We start from the raw sequence: 16187 nt of genomic DNA on the forward strand, positions 1-16187 counted from the left end.
TTTTCTTTGCTTATATTAAAAGCGAACTTCATATATTAAAAAAAATAAAATAAAAACTTAAAATATTAAATATTAACTTTACAAAAATAAAAAAACCTAGTATAATTTAGAAAAAAGGGAGGTTCTTATGATAAATAAATGTCCAAATTGTGGTGACCAAATGGTTATCACCTCATATAGATGCAATTCTTGCTACACAGAAGTACACGGAGAGTTTGAAGTTGATGCCTTTTCAAGGCTAGATAAGGAAGATAAGGAATTCATTGAGCTATTCTTACAAAAAAGAGGATCAATCAAAGATGTTGGAGAAGAAATAGGCATTTCCTACCCAACAGTTAGAAACAGGATTGATAAAATTGTAAGCAAACTCGGTGGAAAAATCGACAAAAAATCTCACAGACTAGACATTTTGAATATGCTAGATAATGGCGAAATTACAACAGAAAAAGCCAAGGAATTACTAGAGGAGATAAATAATGACTGAAGAAAAACAACTAATCCTAAATATGCTTAAGGAAGGAAAAATCACAGTCGAAGAGGCAAGTGACCTCCTAGCAGCAATCGGGGATAAAAAATCAAGAGAAACTGACTTTGCGGGCAAGGTCACATCCGCAGTTGATTCTATTTTGAAAAAGGCAACTGAGGCCATAGGGGCAATCGACCTTGACCAAGCCTTTGACATCAACAATTTCAACCTCAAGGGCGAAGTCAATACCCACAAAGATATAAGGGTAGATGACGAAATTGACGAGATAAATATTGACCTAGTTAATGGGGAAATTTATATAGAAAAAGGGACAGATTCAGGAATCATTATTTCTGCTGATGTTTTTTCTAAAAAATCCAACCTAGAAGACTACATCGATGTTGAAATTAGGGACGGTGTCCTAGATATAGGAGAAAACGACGACTACAAAACCCTAGGAGCAAGCGTAAAATTAAGGGTCCAACTAGGCAAGGATTTCTATGAAAAATTAAATATCGACACTGTAAATGCTAGGGTAGAAATCGCAGATACAGATTTTGGAAGCTTAAATATCAACTCTGTAAACGGCAAGATTATGGTAATAAACTCCAAGTCCAAGATTGATATTGACAATGTAAATGGAAAAATCGACATCAAAAATATCGACGGATTTTTGAGCATAGAAAATGTTTCAGGTGCAATTTATCTTGCAGGAATCAAGGGAGATTTGGTAGAAGTCGACAATGTTTCTGGCAATATCAGGGTTGATGGTCTTGAAAGCGAGAGAATAAGTGCAGATTCAAGTTCTGGATCAATTAGGATTTACAATATCAAGGAAACCACAGATATAGACCTAGAAACTGTAAGCGGAATAATTGTGGTTGACACAGATGACTACGATGGCGAAATCAAAGCCTTTGTAGAAAGCCCAGCTATCAATGTGACAGAAAAATACCAAAATAAAATAAAAACCGACGAAGGATACGACCTATCAACCTCAACAGACGAGGCAAAACTAACAATAAAAGCCAAAACAGGCCACGGCAAAGTATCCCTAAGATAAAATAAAGGTGGGCAGAAGCCCATCTTTTTTTGACCTCAAAAATGTGATATAATAAGGAAAAGAAGTGAAAGGAGCTTTTTATGAAAGAAGAAAACCAAAAGCAAAAATCCTTTAAAAAAAGAATCACATTTTACATCCTACAACTAACCCTAGCAGGCCTTTTTATCTACCAATCTCTAGAAAGAAATGTAGGCGGCCAAATAAAAAAATTCAGCCCAATATTATTCATGATAGGGATCCTAATGATAATAATGGACGCTACATTTATATATATGGAATGGAAAAACCACAAAAGAACGTCTTTATAAAAGATGTTCTTTTTTTATTTTCAGAAAATAATTTTTTCACTAGGTGAGTCTATTAATCCAGGAATATCATCTTTTTTTTCTTCAATCCGAGATTGAACTTATCTTATATATTATTTCAGTCATTGACATAACTGCTTCGTTCAAAGGGGAGGCCCAAGGGACCTTCCGCAGGGTCCCTCACCCGCCTCCCCTTAAACCCCTCTCGGCTACACCCCCGAGCGGCTCCTTAAGCGGAGTGCGGATATAGAAGCTTGCTTTTCGCAAGCTTTTTTGTGTAGAGAGAATTACCCTGTATAAGATTATGTATCTTCCTAGAGATTTCTAATCGTCGGTCACCTAAAAATCGCAAACTCGGCTTCGCCTCAGACAAGCGATTTTCTTTACGGTGACCTTGATTAGAAATCTTTGCTTGATAAAAGGGAGAAATGGCATCTAAGTTCTAGATTTTGCCAGACTCGTGTGGCTTTCGCCAAACATTGCTAAATTAGTGTTTATTTTCAAACAAAGAAGTGAAAAATCCCAAGGTCGAGTATTTTGTAAATGAAGTCGGCGTATAAAAATTTGATTGTTTGAGGCTTTAGCCGAGTTATCAAATTTTAGCCGACTGAATGTCAAAAAAGTTTGGAGATCGTCCAACTAAAACAAGGGCTCCTCTTTATTAATAGTTTGCCGAAGGCAAACTCCTTATCCCCCGCGAGGGGCCGGCCGGAGGGGGTAGCCGAGTGGGGTCTGGGGAGGCAGGTTGGGGAACGTCCGGAACGTTCCCCTGGGCCTCCCCAGGTTCGAAGAGATATTGTTAGAATAGTTAGCATTATTAAATGATAAGTTAATCTCGGATTGACGAAAGAAATATAACTTATCTCGGATAAGAATAAAAGATAATTTATCTCGGATAAAAAAATTAATTTATCATGGATAAAAGCCCAAAAAATGATATATTAATGAGTAAGAGTACAAGAGAAGAATTCTTTTGCTACATAAGGGAGTCTTAGGGGGATGCCCCCTAATTAGAAAAGTTTTATGGGATTTTTTTTATTTTTTACACTTGAGCTATTGCTTTTTCTTTGCTTTAGTCTTATAGATTTTAAAACTTCATATCAAAAAAACCTCGCGGCTTTTTCTATGTTTTTCTTGATGTTTATTTTTGCTGCAGCCAGAGGGTCGGGGGATGCGGATTATTACAACTATTTGTGGTTTGCCAAGGATATAGGGACAGACTTTGCTAAGGTGATGAATTTTTCCTATCCGGTTGAGTTTTCCTTTAGGTTTGCCTCCTACCTTATAAACCTCATAGGTCTTTCCCGCCAGTGGGTGATTGTCCTTATGAATTTTTTATCAATTGTACCTGTGACCTATGTTGCAATTAAAAAATCGGTCAATCCATTTTTGTCGGCCATCATATTTTTACCGATTTTCTTGCAATTTGATATGCAAACATCAAGGACAGCCACAGCTATAGGCCTGGGCCTTTTATCCATATATCTTGCGAGCGAAAAAAAGAGAATTAAAAGCTTATTTGTCCTTGTTTTAGCCATTAGCTTTCACAAGTCGGCCGTGGTTTTGATTCCATTTTTGATCTACCTAGAAATTGATCTTTCAAACCTAGTGAAATGTGTAATTGTCCTTGCGAGTTTGGTTGTGTCGGTTTTTTCAAAGGTGGTTTTTGCCATAGCGGCCAGTATTTTTTCGAAAATTGGTCTTGGCATACTTTCTAGAAAAATTATCACCTACACCTTTGAGGGGAAATTCGCCTACGGAATGAAACTTTTCGACCCGAGGATAATATTTTTCCTTCTCTTATTTATTGTTTCCATAATGTATCTAGATAAGAAAACTTTCCAGGGTGACAGGATGGATAAGGCGGCTGTCAAAGCCATGGTTTTTGGCCTTTGCGTCATGCTTGTTTTTAGGTCATCGACAGCCATTGCCTTTAGGTTTTCGTCCTATTTTGCAATTTTGGAGATGTTTTATTTGCCAATGATGATCAAGAAATTAAAATACAAAGACAGCCTGGCGGCCTTTTTGCTAATCTTATCCATAGTGGTCTTTATCATACCTTATGCGATTTACATTAGCGTGGATGCCCCAGCTTACGATTTTTTCTTTACAAATCCAATGGCCATCGAGTCATTAAATTAAAAAGGAGTTTTTATGAGAAAAGTTACAACTTACCAATTAATCGACGGGATTAAGAGAAACCTTGCCCTTCTTATCGTCCCTGCCATCCTGCTTTTTGGCCTAGTTTTCGGCCTTGGCATGAAAAATGTGGGCGGAACTTACCAAGCTTCAGCCGTTTTAATTGCCACAGCTGATGAGGGCGAGGAAATTTCTTATAATAAATTAATCCTAAACGAAAAACTTGCCAACATTTATTCGGAAATTATTAAATCACCTGACCTTTACAAAAAGGTTGAGGCTGACCTAAAAAAGGGAGGTTCGACCCTTTCTTATAAGGAAATTATGGCCCGTTCTGATTTTGAAGTAAATCCTCAAGCTGGCCTTATTAGCCTAACCTACAATGATTCTAATAAAGACAGGGCGGCAGATTCCTTAAAGTCAACCTGCGAAAACTTTAGGATAATGGCTAAAGACTACATGAATGCGGATAATTTAGCCTATTTGCATGAGGTAATGGTAGATAAGGCTTCAAAGAAAAAGCTGATCATCTTTTCTGTGGCGGCAGGAATTGCAGGGGCAATTTTCGGCCTTGCCATGGTTATAATTAAGACCCTACTTTCTGATTCTATAGCCGATGAGGACGACTTGAGGGACCTTGATTTTGATGTGCTTGGATCTAGCGATGAGCTTTCTAAAGTGAAGGCGAAAATTGACCACAGACTTCAAAATGGGGTCCTTGGCATAACAAGTCTTGGAAAAGTTGATTCCTTTGATTTTGCCAAAGCCTTGGCAGAAAGTCTAGCACCTGCCAATGGGGTTTTGTTTGTAGACAGCAAAAATAAGGCGGACCTTGAAGGCAAATACCTAAGCGAAGTTAATTCCTTTAAGGTTTTAAGAAAGGGCGCCATTGACTATTTGGCCCTACCAGAAAAGGCTTCTGATAAAATTATTGATACCAACGAATTTTTTGCAGAAATTGCCAATAGGGAATCTTCTTACAACTACATCCTAATTGATCAAAAATCCCTAAAAACAGCCGACCCATACCTCGCTGCAAGGCTTTGCGATATGGAAATAATCCTAGTTGACTCAAAGACAAGGAAAACTGCTCTAGATAAGGCGATTAGCGACCTAAGGGAACTTGGGATTGATTATTGTGGGGTGGTTTACCATAAATAAGTTTATAATTTTTTGCCTTTTAATAATCTTAGCTGGATGTGGCAAGGAAGAAAAATACACCAAACAAGATATAGAAACAAGGCCAGGGACTGGGATGAAGCTTAAAGATGAAATCGGCATCGGGCTTTCATACAAAGTCATAAGAGATGCTGAAATCTACACCGATCCCGACGAAAAAGCAGCCTTCGATACCTTAGAAAAAGGAGCTGTTGTCCAAGCTAGCCAGGAAGAAGAAAATGGCTTTGCCTATGTGACCTACCAGGGCCAGGGGTTTTACATTAAAGTTAAAGACCTAGAAGGAATATAGGAAGCACCTTAGATTAGAGGTGCTTTTGTTCTGGTATTTTGATTTGAACTTTGTAGAAAATCTACTTTTATAATATCTTTTATAATAATATTCAAATTACAGCCTAATCTCTATGCCTTTCCTGCTTTGACTTAGGTCTGATTGGAGAAGAAGTCTGAAATCAATTATAAATATATTATAAATACTGATTCGCAAAATTTGCAATTCTTATTATAGAAAGATTTAAACAAAATAATCAGAGGAGGAAAAGATATGACAAAGAAAAATTTAATATCAATACCAATCAAATTTTCCCTTGCCTTATTAGTGGGTACGGTTTTTATTTTAAGCACCTTTATCCAAGAATCTTTTGCTAAAGAGGCTAAAAATGAGGTTTCAGGGCGAATTTATAACTTTGGCAAGGATAGTCATTATGAATTTTCTGAGACTAAAGATTTTTCACCGACTGATAAGACTAATACCTACGGAAGTTTTTTTCTTAGCGGAAAGATCGCTGATGTGACTACAAAAGACGGGATTCCTGCCTATGAAGTCACTGACGGCAATTTGGAGTTTTTCTATAATTATGGGGATATACTTTTAAATGCAGAGGAAGATGCTTGGCAGGTTATCAATGACAAAGGCAAAAAAATTGACGAACTCAAGTTAGATGAGAAAATCCTCAAAGGAGCTATCATCCTTCAAACTTCGACAGATGGCCTAAATTGGGTCAATGTAGCAATTATGACTGATGCTTTTTCCCAAACCCCAATCAGAACAAAACCCTTTTATGAAAGTAAGGACCTAGAGTTAATAAATGGTTGCTATTACAGATTGATCGTGGCCTACGAACTTAGGATTAAAACAGAAGATAGGAAGTTTCTTTTTATAAATAGGGACAAGTACGATTATAAAAAGATTGCAGAAATTTATAAATTTTACGCCTATACTGACAATAAGAGTGGCGAAGCTAACTCATCAAAGGAAACTTACAAGCTTGGCTCCAAAGTCCGAGTGGCTGATTTTGACACATATTCCGGCGAGAAAGCCATTGGCAAGGATGATCCCCACTATGGTTGGGATTTGGGATCTTTCTTTGTAAGCGGATATACAGATAAGATAAAAAACCCTGATGGTAATATGGTTTTTCTAAAAAATTTGGGTGATAAGGTCACACTTAGCTTTCATTTGAACCAGGATATCAATAAGCTAAATGGAAAAGACAAGCTTTCCATCACAGCGGACAGGGAAGGAAGCGACCAGTATTTTGAAACTCCTTCTATGGATTTTGGCCGCGGGACTCTCATTATCCGCCATACAGACTATAAAAATGAAAAGTCAGAGCCTACGATTTATACAAATTATCTGGAATCAAACACATCTTTAGGTGCGGATACCATAGTCAAACTTTTCGAAGAGGGAGACTATGAAGTGGCTTTGGATTATCAGGTCACCAACGACAAGTTAATTGATAAAACTGGCCATTATAGGATATTCTTCAAATTTTCCGTCAGAAATGGAAACTGCATGGTATATCCCTTTGATCTAGTCAATGGAAGTGAGCTAACAAACACTTCTATAACGGAAAATGGTTTTTATTTAGACTTGGCCAAGTCAAGGTATTTGAAAATAAATCTCAAAAGAGAGACCCTGGCAGAAGGGGCTGATGGTTTGGTGGAAGATACACGTTTTAACGGACCAGCAAGAGACGGTGCTAAATATACTGAAGAGGGGATTTACACTATTACAGTTAGCAATGAATACACAGGCCAGTCTACGATAAAGAAGCTTTATGTGGGAAATAATAATGTGATGAAAGCCCACATGACAACAGGCCTTGGCATTTCTGAAATCAATAAACTTGTAGGAGAGGGAGCTGAAATTTCTGATGATGGGACTATTCAACTGGCAAATGTGGAACAAATTGTATCGGAAACTGAGGAGACAAAACAAACTGGGACTGAAGTTGAAAATTATGATGAAAAAGCAAAAGAAGGCGATGAAGAAGGGAAAAGAGCCTTATCAAGTCCTGTACTTATAGGTCTTGGCCTTTGTATTATTATCCTAATTTCGGTTTTTGCATTTAAAAAAAGAAGACCTCTTGATAAGAAAGACGGTAAAGGAGATAAAGAATGAAAAAAATAATTCCCCTTATCCTTGCTATCTCAATGGTTCTTACAGGGTGCGTAAAGCCAAAAATAGAAAATCAACCAATAAAACCTAGTGAAAACCAAATATGTGATAAAAGCTCTAAGCCAGTAGTATTGAAGGAAAACAAGCCTAAATATAAATCCTTAAGCGATAAGGGACTCTTAGTTGACGTTGAAGACCTTGTTTATAAGGAAACTATAGATGCCATTAATAGCGAAGATTATGTCGTAGAAAATGTTAGTGCCGTCTATATTTCTAAAGAATACCTAGAAGAAGTCGCCTTTAATTCTAAGTCAAATGTCTATTTTGGATATAGTCTAGCTGAATTAAATGAAGTATTTAAGGGAGATTCTTATATTTTCACCTTAGGAGATGATGGAAAGACTAAAGTTCAAAAACTCAAATCCATTGATGATAATAAAACTCAAAAAATGATTAAAAATGTGGCTATTGGTACAGGAGTCATTCTTGTTTGTGTAACAGTTTCTGCTGTTTCTGCTGGGCCGGCATCAGCTGTAAGTGCAATCTTTGCTGCATCGGCCAAATCTGCTCAAACATTTGCCGCATCTTCTGCTGCCTTTGGAGGAATATCAGCAGGCCTTGTAAGGGGAATTGAAACTGGGGATTTTGGAGAAAGTATGGAAGCCGCAGCCTTAGGCGCAAGTGAGGGTTTCAAATGGGGAGCTATTACAGGAGCTGTGACAGGTGGCGCTAAGGAAGCCTTCAGTTCTATCTCAATAACCAATAGTAAACTAAAGAAGGGTGACGTTGCACGTATTCAGATGGGAAACAAGTGGTCAATGGATGTTATTAAAGATATTCAAGATCTTGACCAGTATAAGGTTATTAAAGGTATGAAAGAAATTAAGATAAATGGTAGAAGTGTCCTTGTTCCGAAGAATATTGACCTTAATTTTAAAATTAAGTTGCCTGATGGAACTATAGTTACTAATCTAGACCGCACAAATAAGAACCTTTCTCCTATAGAAGCAGCGACGGGCTATCCTTATGAGCTCCACCATATGGGTCAAAAAGCTAACGGAACTCTAGTAATGCTTACTAGAGACCAACACCGCGGCAATTATTCAATTTTACACACATCCAATAAGCCATCTGAAATTGATAGATATGAATTTAATAAGGTCAGAAATAAGATTTGGAAAGGTTATGTGAAGCGGAAATTAGAAAATGAGGGTATTTAAGCATGGAGGATATTATTAAAACTTTAAAAGATGCCCCAGACTTTATAGGTGGGACTGGTAGGACAGATGTAGAAATAGAAAGGGTTCAAAAGGAGCTTGGCATAGACTTTGCTACTGATTATAAAACCTATCTTAAGGAAATCGGCCTTGCTTGTTTTGATGGTCACGAATTAACAGGGATTTGCCAAGATCCCCGCTTAGATGTCGTCCATGTGACAAAAGACCAACGGGAAAATAATCCTGAAGCCCCAAATTGTTATGTAATTGAAGAAGCCAATATTGATGGAATAGTGATTTGGCAAGATTTTTCAGGAAAGATATATATGACAGTTGAAAATTCAAGCCCAAAGCTCATAGCAGATTCTTTGTCAGCTTATATTCAAAAATATAGTTAAAATGTTTACAACTAAGAATTCAAAAAAGATAAATTTTCCAAAAACAAAAAGCCCGCTGGGGGCTTTTTTGTTTTACTTTTATCATTCTTCAGGGGCTAGGGGTTCTTTTAGATCTTCGTTTTTGAAGAAATCTGTGCCGTCTGGGGCGTTGTTTTGGAAGGTACCGAAGATTGAAACGTAGTCCTTGCCTTCGATTGTGTAAGAAATTTGGAACTGTAGGTATTCCATGAAGTATTTTTCAAATTGGACTCCGTATCTTTTTGTGGCGTAAGAGTAGGTGTTTTCTCCATCTTCAGTAAGTTCGCCTTCGATATGGCGTGTTTTTGTTGGGTCCTTGTAATCACTCGCATGGGCGGTTATTTCTATGTGAGTCTTTTCTGGGTCAACTTTTTTACCGTCTTTGTAGAAAGAGATGTAGATTTTATTGTCCTTTAGGAGGTCAATACAAGGTAGGTCACCTTCAACCCTACCGTCTACGTCGTCTTCGATATTATCGATTTTCGCCTGGTCAAAAGTCTCAAATTCTTCTTTGGTGTAGGTCCTTATAATCGGCTTTCTGTCGTCATTTGAGATCTGCGCTTCAATTTTAACCCCGTTTGCTTCCATATTTCTTAAATATCCAGGTGTTGGTCTGAAGGTTAACAAGATGAAGGCCCAGATGGCGATAAATATCCCAATTATTCCAAATACTAATTTTTTAAACATGATCTTCTCCTTATTCTACAGAAATCTTCTCCTTGTGGAAATAATTTACTAGGGCGAAATAGGCTAGGGCAAATATTCCTAAGATTAGAACAATAATCGCAAAAGATGACCAGTTTAAATCTAGCATATTTATAGAAAATGTGGCTGCATTAGTTGAATATTCCTTAAATTTGATTAAGCTTGTGTTTCCTAGTCCACTAATCAATTTTGCATATACATATCCTTGGAATAAAATCAAGGCTACGAAAAGGACTAACTTTGCTGACCTGCCCATTTTGTTAAAGGGACGTGATACGCCAAGTGTATTAGCTGCCATCATAATTAGGGCAAAAATTGTATAAAACAAGGCGATTATAATTAGGAATTTTACCAAACTGATAAAAACATTTAAGTTAATGCTTTGACTTAGGTATTTCAATACTTCTAGTGGATCTAGTCCACCGTCGCTAGTTAGGCCTATAAGCAAAAAGTTAAAGATAGAAAAAACTCCAATTACAAGTCCCATCACTAGGTAATTTATAAGTCTAGCTCCTGTTACCTCACTTGATGAAAATGGTAGTGATGTATAAAAGGCTGCTTTTTTGCCGTAAAACCTGTTGTTGTCACTATCATTAAGGCTGGCTAGGGAAATTAGTGGGGCAAAGGTCATAACTGATCCGCTTATTACAATTATAAGGGATATTGGGCGGAAATCTGTCAACTTATAGACAAAGACCCCTAGGATTGCTATTAGAAGAGGTGATAGCATCCATGTCATTACCTTTTTTATGTCTTCTTTAAAAATTTGTCTAAATAATTTTCCCATTAGAGGACCTCCCTAAAATATTCTTCAAGGCTTAGGCCTTTTTCTTCTCTTATCTGGTCAACTGACTTATGAGTAAGGACCTTGCCGTCTGAAATTATAATTACTTCGTCAAGGATTTTTTCAATCTCAGAAATTAGGTGGGTTGAGATTATAAGCGTTGATTCAGAATTAAAATTTTCTATAATTGTATTTAGCATTTCATACCTTGCCTTTGGGTCAATGCCCGTCATTGGCTCATCTAGGAGGTAGATCTCGGTTTTCCTCGCAAGGGTGGCTGCGATTTGAACCTTATCCTTCATTCCTTTGGAGCATTCCTTTATTTTTAAATTTCTTTTTATAGAGAATGAATCAATCATCTTGTAGTAGCTTTCTGAGTCAAAATCGTCGTAGAATTTTTCGTAGATATTGCCAATGTCTATTACAGTCATGAAATCGTCAAAGGGAAGGTGGTCGGGTTGGTAGGAGATAAGGGCGTTTGTAGGTCCGCCTGGTTTTTGACCGTCGATTAGGATTTCTCCATGATAATTTTTTTCAAGACCAGCAATTACTCTCATAAGAGAGGACTTGCCTGCTCCATTTTCTCCGACAAGACCTATTATCTTGCCCGCATCAAGCTTTAAATCAAAGTCTTCTAGGACTTTTCTGCCTCCGTATTTGAGGCTTAAGTTTTTTATCTCTATCATATTTCCTCCCAATAATCGTTTAAATCTTTTAGGGCCGCATCTTTACCTATGTTTAAAGATTCCATCCCATTTATAAAATCATCTGCAAAGCTTGTAAAGGCTCTGTTTGAAAGTGATTTTATTTTCTTTGTGTCTTCTGTTACAAACCTGCCGATAGTCCTTTGGCTCTCGCAAAGACCCTCTCTTTCAAGCTCCGCTAGGGCTCTTTGGATGGTATTTGGGTTTACCTTGTAGGCTGTGGCGAGATTTCTTACCGAGTCAATTTTCTCTCCGGCCTGCCATTCGCCTGTGGAAATTTTGATTTTAAAATCTTCCAAAAGCTGGATATAGATAGGTCGGTTGTTATCAAAATCCATACAAACCTTCTTTCTTTGTATCACTGTACTATTATCTTAATACAAGTGTACTACGTCCTTAATACAATGTCAAATTTATTTAAAAAAATTTTTATTTGCAAGGAAGTAGTGAATATCGTATATGAGAGAATGTTGATTTTATAAGCTCCCTCGTCGTTCGCTTCGTTCTCTCTGTCGACGGTATTTTTCGGGCTCGCTCTTATCCGTTCCGGATAAAGAGTTCGCCTCGAAAAGCCTCGATTAAGGGCTGCCATCAGTTCGCTTTGCTCACTGTGGTCTCCTCGAGCCGACGGGCTGTATTCCCATTAGGGACGGCGCATGATGAATTTTTCGAAAAAACCGTCCTCTCCGCCGTTTCGAGGAGCAAATCGACGAGAAATCTTATGAATGCGAGATACATATATACGAAGAGATTTTATATGAATTTAAAAATTTTTTTCTTACCAAGTTATGGTAAAATATAAATAATTAGTTATAAAAGAAATAAATTGAGGAATAATATGAAATTAGTTATAGAAAATTTATCCAAGTCCTTTGACCAAAAGGAAGTTATAAAGGACGCTTCTTATGACTTTGAAAAAGGCACTGTTTATGCGCTATTGGGACGAAATGGGGCAGGTAAGACTACACTTTTTAGGCTGATTACAGAAGCTATCAAGAAAGATTCCGGAGAGATTTATATAGAAGAAGATGGGACAAAGACTCCTGTGTCTTTTGACGACGTTTTTATGATGGTGGCAGAACCTGATTTGCCTAAATTTCTCACAGGCTACGAGTTTATCAGATTTTTCATAGATGCCAATAGGGAAAATATCAAGGATTTAAAGGACATTGACTACTACCTAGACCTAGTTGATTTTGACGAGGAAGACAGCCACAGGCTAATCCAGTCCTATTCAACAGGTATGAAAAACAAAATCCAAATGCTCATGTTTTTGATCCTAAAACCAAGGATAATCCTTATGGATGAGCCGCTAACAAGCCTTGACGTGGTTGTGTCCCTCCAGATGAAAAAAATTATCAGACAAATCCACGAAGATCACATCATGATTTTCTCAACCCATATTCTCCAGCTTGCTAAGGATATTTGCGATAAGATTGTTTTATTATCAGAGAAAAAATTATCAGGACTTGATGATTCTTACCTTGCTGACCCTGACTTTGAGGACAAGTTAATATCAATCCTTGCTGGCGAAAAAGAGCATTTAGGAAATGACCATGAATAAAGATCTTAGGACCTACATCATAGCTGAAAAAATCGCTCTTACTGAAACTTTTAACCTCATGGTTTACGGTATAAGGAAGCTTCCTTTAATCGGGAAAAAATTAGGAGATAAGTATAGGTTTTTTGAGGTAAAGGGGATAATGTATAGCTTTTATCCGATTTTTGTCTTTATAAAACAAATTTTGGGCTGTCTTTTATCCTTTGTAATCGCCTATTTATTCACAACTATCACTTATGGTTGGGTTTTTAAAATCTTTGGTGGAGAGATTTTTGCGGCGGATATTACAAGCAAAGCTGAATTGTCATCTTATCTTATGGGCCTCATGATTCCTGTAATTCTCTACTTTGCAACAGGGATTTTTAGGAATTTTATCTACGACAATGGGCCTGGAATTGGCAAATATTTTGCCCAATACCATATAGACCCCGCATCTTCTTACAAGATATTTTTGTATTACAAACCAGCCATGAGGCTAATTGGTAGGACTCTAATTTTTGCTATATTTTTTAGCCTGATAAATAAAATTTCTCTTATTTATCCTCTTTTAATGAGCTTTGGAGTCTATTTCCTAGAAACAGGGGCTTCGGTTTTCTGGATGAAATACAAACTTAAACACAAAAAGGGAATCTTAGACAATGGACTTTTGCAAGTCGCCTTTATTATTTTAATCCCTGTTCTTGTTATGGGACTTGTTATTACAGGTCGTTTTGACCTAAGGATTGCGACTGCTATAATTTTTGGATTTTCACTTGCCCTTTTCATCTATGGCCTAAATGGACTTAGGAATTTCGAATCTTTTGACCAAGTAATCGAGGAATCCGTAGAAAATTATGATGTATCTGCAGAAGATCTTAATTTAAGCGAAGCCAAGGCCTACGAGCTAAAGGATAAGGATATTGAAGTTAAAAATAAAAAAGGTCTTTCCCGCAAAAAGGGCCTTGCCTTTCTTAATTCCTTGTTTTTTGCAAGGCACAAAAGACTTATTACAAAACCAGTAATAATAAAATCTTTGGCTGTGCCAGCCATAGGTCTGGGAGTATTTTTCTTTACAGTTTTTAAGGAAACTTTAACAACAGAAGGGATTTTTGAGCTAACAATCAGGGCCATGCCATTTTTGACCTACACTCTTTCAAGGCAGGATAAGGTTATAAATGCCATGTATTTAAACTGCGACCAGGGCCTTTTGCCTTATGGTTTTTACAGGAAAGGTGAAATGCTCCAAGCTATGTACAGGCTAAGATTTAGGTCCATGCTAGCAATCAACATGATTCCAGCGGCGGCAGTTTTTGCGACTTATATGGCGGCAATTGCTTACAAAGGAGAGCTTTTGTGGGTAAATAATTTGGTCGTTCTCGCCTATATTCTATTAATGACCACATTTTTCACAAGCCTGGCCCTTGCAAAATATTACCTCCTCCAACCTTACAACCAAGAGGGCATACTTGTAAGTAAGGTCGCAGGAGTCATAAATATGGTTGTCTACTACATTTGTATCTACGGTGCCTTTATTGTTAGGGATATGGATTATAAGATGATATTGATGGCAAGCGGTGGCTTTATCCTTGCTTTTATAATTGTTGTAAATATCCTAATAGTGAAATTTGGGTCAAAAACTTTTAAGATCAGGGATTAGGGGGAATACTTCGAATGCTTTGGTCCCTAATTTGTTAGATTCCTCCTGTCGACCTTGCTCGAGGTAAACTATTTGTCGGAATGAAGCCAGATAGAATAAGTATCGTGTGTCATTCTGAACGAAGTGAGGAATCTCATGAATGAGGGATAACCGAATTCCTAGGTGAATTGTCTTAAGACAATTCGCCTTATTTTTTTTATTAAAACCTTCAATAAGCTTTAAAAAAATCACAAAATTAATATTTATAATAAAATTAAAATAATATTTTATAAATATTAATCAATACATGAAATGATAGTATAAACTTAGCAAATAAAGCAAACCTTTGTCATTGCTATATGCATAGAGTAGATAATGTTGGTCCTTGTCTTACAATTAAATTATCGTATAATTAATTCGTTCATAATTATACAAGGATTTATGAACGAAATTAAAGAAAGAAGGTTATGTATTTGGTAGAAAATAAAAAATTTCAGTGGCCAATTTTTATACTTATGGCAAGTGTAACATTTATGGCAATCCTATCTGAGCTAGTACCATCGGGGATCTTGCCAGAGCTTATGACGGGTCTTGGCATATCTGAAGCACAAGCTGGTACCTTAGTTGGTTTTTATGCAATAGCCAGTGCGATTTTTGCAATTCCTTTAATCTCTGCAACTGTTGAATTTAGCAGGAAGAAACTTTTAATTTGCTTACTAATAGGCTTTGCCCTTAGTAATGTTTTAGTTGGTTTCGCACCTAGTTATATTCTTGCCATAGTTGGAAGGGTAATTGGTGGAATCTGTGCCGGAGTTTTGTGGCCAATGATTGCGGCTTACGGAATGAAGCTTGTCGATGATGAACACAAGGGTTTGGCCGTAGCTGTTATCATGAGTGGTACAACATTTGGTATGAGTTTAGGACTTCCACTTGTAACCCTTGTTGGTACAAATGTTGGATGGAGAATTGAATTTTTGGTAATTGCAATTCTTATTATTTTAATTGCTCTAGGCAGTCATTTAATGTTGCCAGAAGTATCTGGAGAAAAAAGAGTTAGAGCTAACTCACCCCTTACTCTTATCAAAAATAAAGGTGTACTTATTATTATCTTGCTTACATTTATATCAGTTCTTACTAACTATGGAGTTTACACTTACATCACAAATTTAGTTGATTCAATAAATTACAGTGGGGGAATTGGATTTGCCCAAGTTCTTTTTGGGATTGGTTCAATCTTATCTGTTCTTATTGCAGGAAAAATTATAGATAAACATATAAAGATACTTTGCCTTTTAATGTTAGCATCATCTTTACTAGCCTTTATATTTTTCGGTAGTCTTTCATCAATTAGTTTTATGGTTCACTTAGGATTTATCCTTTGGGGCATTGGATTTGGTGCCTTAGTAACCCTATATCAAACAGCAGTAGCTAGGCAGGTGCCATCAAACGCATCAGCAGTTGCTACATCATTACAATCTGCAAGTTTTAACTTTTCAATAATGATTGCAAGTTCACTAGGTGGAGCAATACTCGCAAGTGGAAATATTAATAATCTACTTTTCCTAATGGCAGCTATCTTAGGAATAGGTTTACTTGTGGCAATTTTATCAAAGAAGACATTGGCTTAATTAT

General features: G+C 36.9%; 16 protein-coding genes. 12 read left to right on the forward strand and 4 right to left on the reverse strand.

Features of this window, described 5'->3' with window-relative positions:
• Positions 1-127: 127 nt before the first annotated feature.
• From AC1EJ5_RS04565 to AC1EJ5_RS04605, 9 genes are all read left to right on the forward strand, one after another.
• The gene (locus AC1EJ5_RS04565; protein ID WP_223418725.1) at positions 128-484 is read left to right on the forward strand and encodes a DUF2089 domain-containing protein; all 357 of its coding nucleotides are present in this window, start codon (positions 128-130) and stop codon (positions 482-484) included.
• Positions 477-1529, forward strand: coding sequence for a DUF4097 family beta strand repeat-containing protein (locus tag AC1EJ5_RS04570; RefSeq protein WP_479814817.1), 1053 nt, complete (start codon positions 477-479; stop codon positions 1527-1529). The genes AC1EJ5_RS04565 and AC1EJ5_RS04570 overlap by 8 nt, the downstream gene beginning before the upstream one ends.
• Before the next feature lie 80 nt (positions 1530-1609).
• A complete protein-coding gene (locus AC1EJ5_RS04575) occupies positions 1610-1837 on the forward strand; it encodes a hypothetical protein (RefSeq protein ID WP_479814819.1) in 228 nt (75 codons plus the stop codon).
• Between the two features lie 1020 nt (positions 1838-2857).
• A complete protein-coding gene (locus AC1EJ5_RS04580) occupies positions 2858-3976 on the forward strand; it encodes an EpsG family protein (protein WP_479814821.1) in 1119 nt (372 codons plus the stop codon).
• A gap of 12 nt (positions 3977-3988) precedes the next feature.
• Complete coding sequence (locus AC1EJ5_RS04585; protein WP_479814823.1) at positions 3989-5134, forward strand: hypothetical protein; 1146 nt, start codon at positions 3989-3991, stop codon at positions 5132-5134.
• Positions 5112-5441, forward strand: coding sequence for a hypothetical protein (locus AC1EJ5_RS04590; RefSeq protein WP_479814825.1), 330 nt, complete (start codon positions 5112-5114; stop codon positions 5439-5441). Before AC1EJ5_RS04585 ends, AC1EJ5_RS04590 begins: the two co-directional genes overlap by 23 nt.
• A 252-nt stretch (positions 5442-5693) precedes the next feature.
• The gene (locus AC1EJ5_RS04595; RefSeq protein ID WP_479814827.1) at positions 5694-7556 is read left to right on the forward strand and encodes a hypothetical protein; all 1863 of its coding nucleotides are present in this window, start codon (positions 5694-5696) and stop codon (positions 7554-7556) included.
• Entirely contained in the window at positions 7553-8773 is a 1221-nt protein-coding gene (locus tag AC1EJ5_RS04600) for an HNH/ENDO VII family nuclease (protein WP_479814829.1), read from the forward strand. Before AC1EJ5_RS04595 ends, AC1EJ5_RS04600 begins: the two co-directional genes overlap by 4 nt.
• Positions 8774-8775: 2 nt before the next feature.
• On the forward strand, positions 8776-9168 hold the full coding sequence (locus AC1EJ5_RS04605; RefSeq protein ID WP_479814831.1) for an SMI1/KNR4 family protein: 393 nt from the start codon (positions 8776-8778) through the stop codon (positions 9166-9168).
• A gap of 81 nt (positions 9169-9249) precedes the next feature.
• Here the strand turns inward: AC1EJ5_RS04605 and AC1EJ5_RS04610 are convergent, their stop codons facing one another.
• Genes AC1EJ5_RS04610 through AC1EJ5_RS04625 form a run of 4 tightly spaced genes read right to left on the reverse strand, consistent with a single transcriptional unit; the run spans position 9250 to position 11717 of the window.
• A complete protein-coding gene (locus AC1EJ5_RS04610; RefSeq protein WP_479814833.1) occupies positions 9250-9873 on the reverse strand; it encodes a hypothetical protein in 624 nt (207 codons plus the stop codon).
• 10 nt (positions 9874-9883) lie between these two features.
• Positions 9884-10678, reverse strand: coding sequence for a hypothetical protein (locus AC1EJ5_RS04615; RefSeq protein WP_479814835.1), 795 nt, complete (start codon positions 10676-10678; stop codon positions 9884-9886).
• Entirely contained in the window at positions 10678-11361 is a 684-nt protein-coding gene (locus tag AC1EJ5_RS04620; protein ID WP_479814837.1) for an ABC transporter ATP-binding protein, read from the reverse strand. The genes AC1EJ5_RS04615 and AC1EJ5_RS04620 overlap by 1 nt, the downstream gene beginning before the upstream one ends.
• Positions 11358-11717 carry a GntR family transcriptional regulator gene (locus AC1EJ5_RS04625; protein WP_479814839.1) on the reverse strand — a complete coding sequence of 120 codons (360 nt, stop codon included), beginning with the start codon at positions 11715-11717 and terminating at the stop codon, positions 11358-11360. The genes AC1EJ5_RS04620 and AC1EJ5_RS04625 overlap by 4 nt, the downstream gene beginning before the upstream one ends.
• Before the next feature lie 500 nt (positions 11718-12217).
• Between AC1EJ5_RS04625 and AC1EJ5_RS04630 the strand changes: the two genes are divergently transcribed.
• From AC1EJ5_RS04630 to AC1EJ5_RS04640, 3 genes are all read left to right on the forward strand, one after another.
• Complete coding sequence (locus AC1EJ5_RS04630; protein WP_223418755.1) at positions 12218-12943, forward strand: ABC transporter ATP-binding protein; 726 nt, start codon at positions 12218-12220, stop codon at positions 12941-12943.
• Positions 12936-14576: a hypothetical protein gene (locus AC1EJ5_RS04635; RefSeq protein WP_479814841.1), complete on the forward strand. Its 1641-nt coding sequence runs from the start codon at positions 12936-12938 to the stop codon at positions 14574-14576. Before AC1EJ5_RS04630 ends, AC1EJ5_RS04635 begins: the two co-directional genes overlap by 8 nt.
• Before the next feature lie 446 nt (positions 14577-15022).
• On the forward strand, positions 15023-16183 hold the full coding sequence (locus tag AC1EJ5_RS04640; RefSeq protein WP_308749337.1) for an MFS transporter: 1161 nt from the start codon (positions 15023-15025) through the stop codon (positions 16181-16183).
• Positions 16184-16187: the final 4 nt, after the last annotated feature.

The organism is Anaerococcus sp. C0059F3 (genome assembly GCF_056590475.1).

What these genes read in the sequence shown, in the direction of transcription:
- AC1EJ5_RS04565 (WP_223418725.1), top strand. Translation starts at nt 128, where the DNA reads ATGATAAATAAATGTCCAAATTGTGGTGACCAAATGGTTATCACCTCA.
- AC1EJ5_RS04570 (WP_479814817.1), top strand. Translation starts at nt 477, where the DNA reads ATGACTGAAGAAAAACAACTAATCCTAAATATGCTTAAGGAAGGAAAA.
- AC1EJ5_RS04575 (WP_479814819.1), top strand. Translation starts at nt 1,610, where the DNA reads ATGAAAGAAGAAAACCAAAAGCAAAAATCCTTTAAAAAAAGAATCACA.
- AC1EJ5_RS04580 (WP_479814821.1), top strand. Translation starts at nt 2,858, where the DNA reads ATGGGATTTTTTTTATTTTTTACACTTGAGCTATTGCTTTTTCTTTGC.
- AC1EJ5_RS04585 (WP_479814823.1), top strand. Translation starts at nt 3,989, where the DNA reads ATGAGAAAAGTTACAACTTACCAATTAATCGACGGGATTAAGAGAAAC.
- AC1EJ5_RS04595 (WP_479814827.1), top strand. Translation starts at nt 5,694, where the DNA reads ATGACAAAGAAAAATTTAATATCAATACCAATCAAATTTTCCCTTGCC.
- AC1EJ5_RS04600 (WP_479814829.1), top strand. Translation starts at nt 7,553, where the DNA reads ATGAAAAAAATAATTCCCCTTATCCTTGCTATCTCAATGGTTCTTACA.
- AC1EJ5_RS04605 (WP_479814831.1), top strand. Translation starts at nt 8,776, where the DNA reads ATGGAGGATATTATTAAAACTTTAAAAGATGCCCCAGACTTTATAGGT.
- AC1EJ5_RS04610 (WP_479814833.1), bottom strand. Translation starts at nt 9,873, where the DNA reads ATGTTTAAAAAATTAGTATTTGGAATAATTGGGATATTTATCGCCATC.
- AC1EJ5_RS04615 (WP_479814835.1), bottom strand. Translation starts at nt 10,678, where the DNA reads ATGGGAAAATTATTTAGACAAATTTTTAAAGAAGACATAAAAAAGGTA.
- AC1EJ5_RS04620 (WP_479814837.1), bottom strand. Translation starts at nt 11,361, where the DNA reads ATGATAGAGATAAAAAACTTAAGCCTCAAATACGGAGGCAGAAAAGTC.
- AC1EJ5_RS04625 (WP_479814839.1), bottom strand. Translation starts at nt 11,717, where the DNA reads ATGGATTTTGATAACAACCGACCTATCTATATCCAGCTTTTGGAAGAT.
- AC1EJ5_RS04630 (WP_223418755.1), top strand. Translation starts at nt 12,218, where the DNA reads ATGAAATTAGTTATAGAAAATTTATCCAAGTCCTTTGACCAAAAGGAA.
- AC1EJ5_RS04635 (WP_479814841.1), top strand. Translation starts at nt 12,936, where the DNA reads ATGAATAAAGATCTTAGGACCTACATCATAGCTGAAAAAATCGCTCTT.
- AC1EJ5_RS04640 (WP_308749337.1), top strand. Translation starts at nt 15,023, where the DNA reads ATGTATTTGGTAGAAAATAAAAAATTTCAGTGGCCAATTTTTATACTT.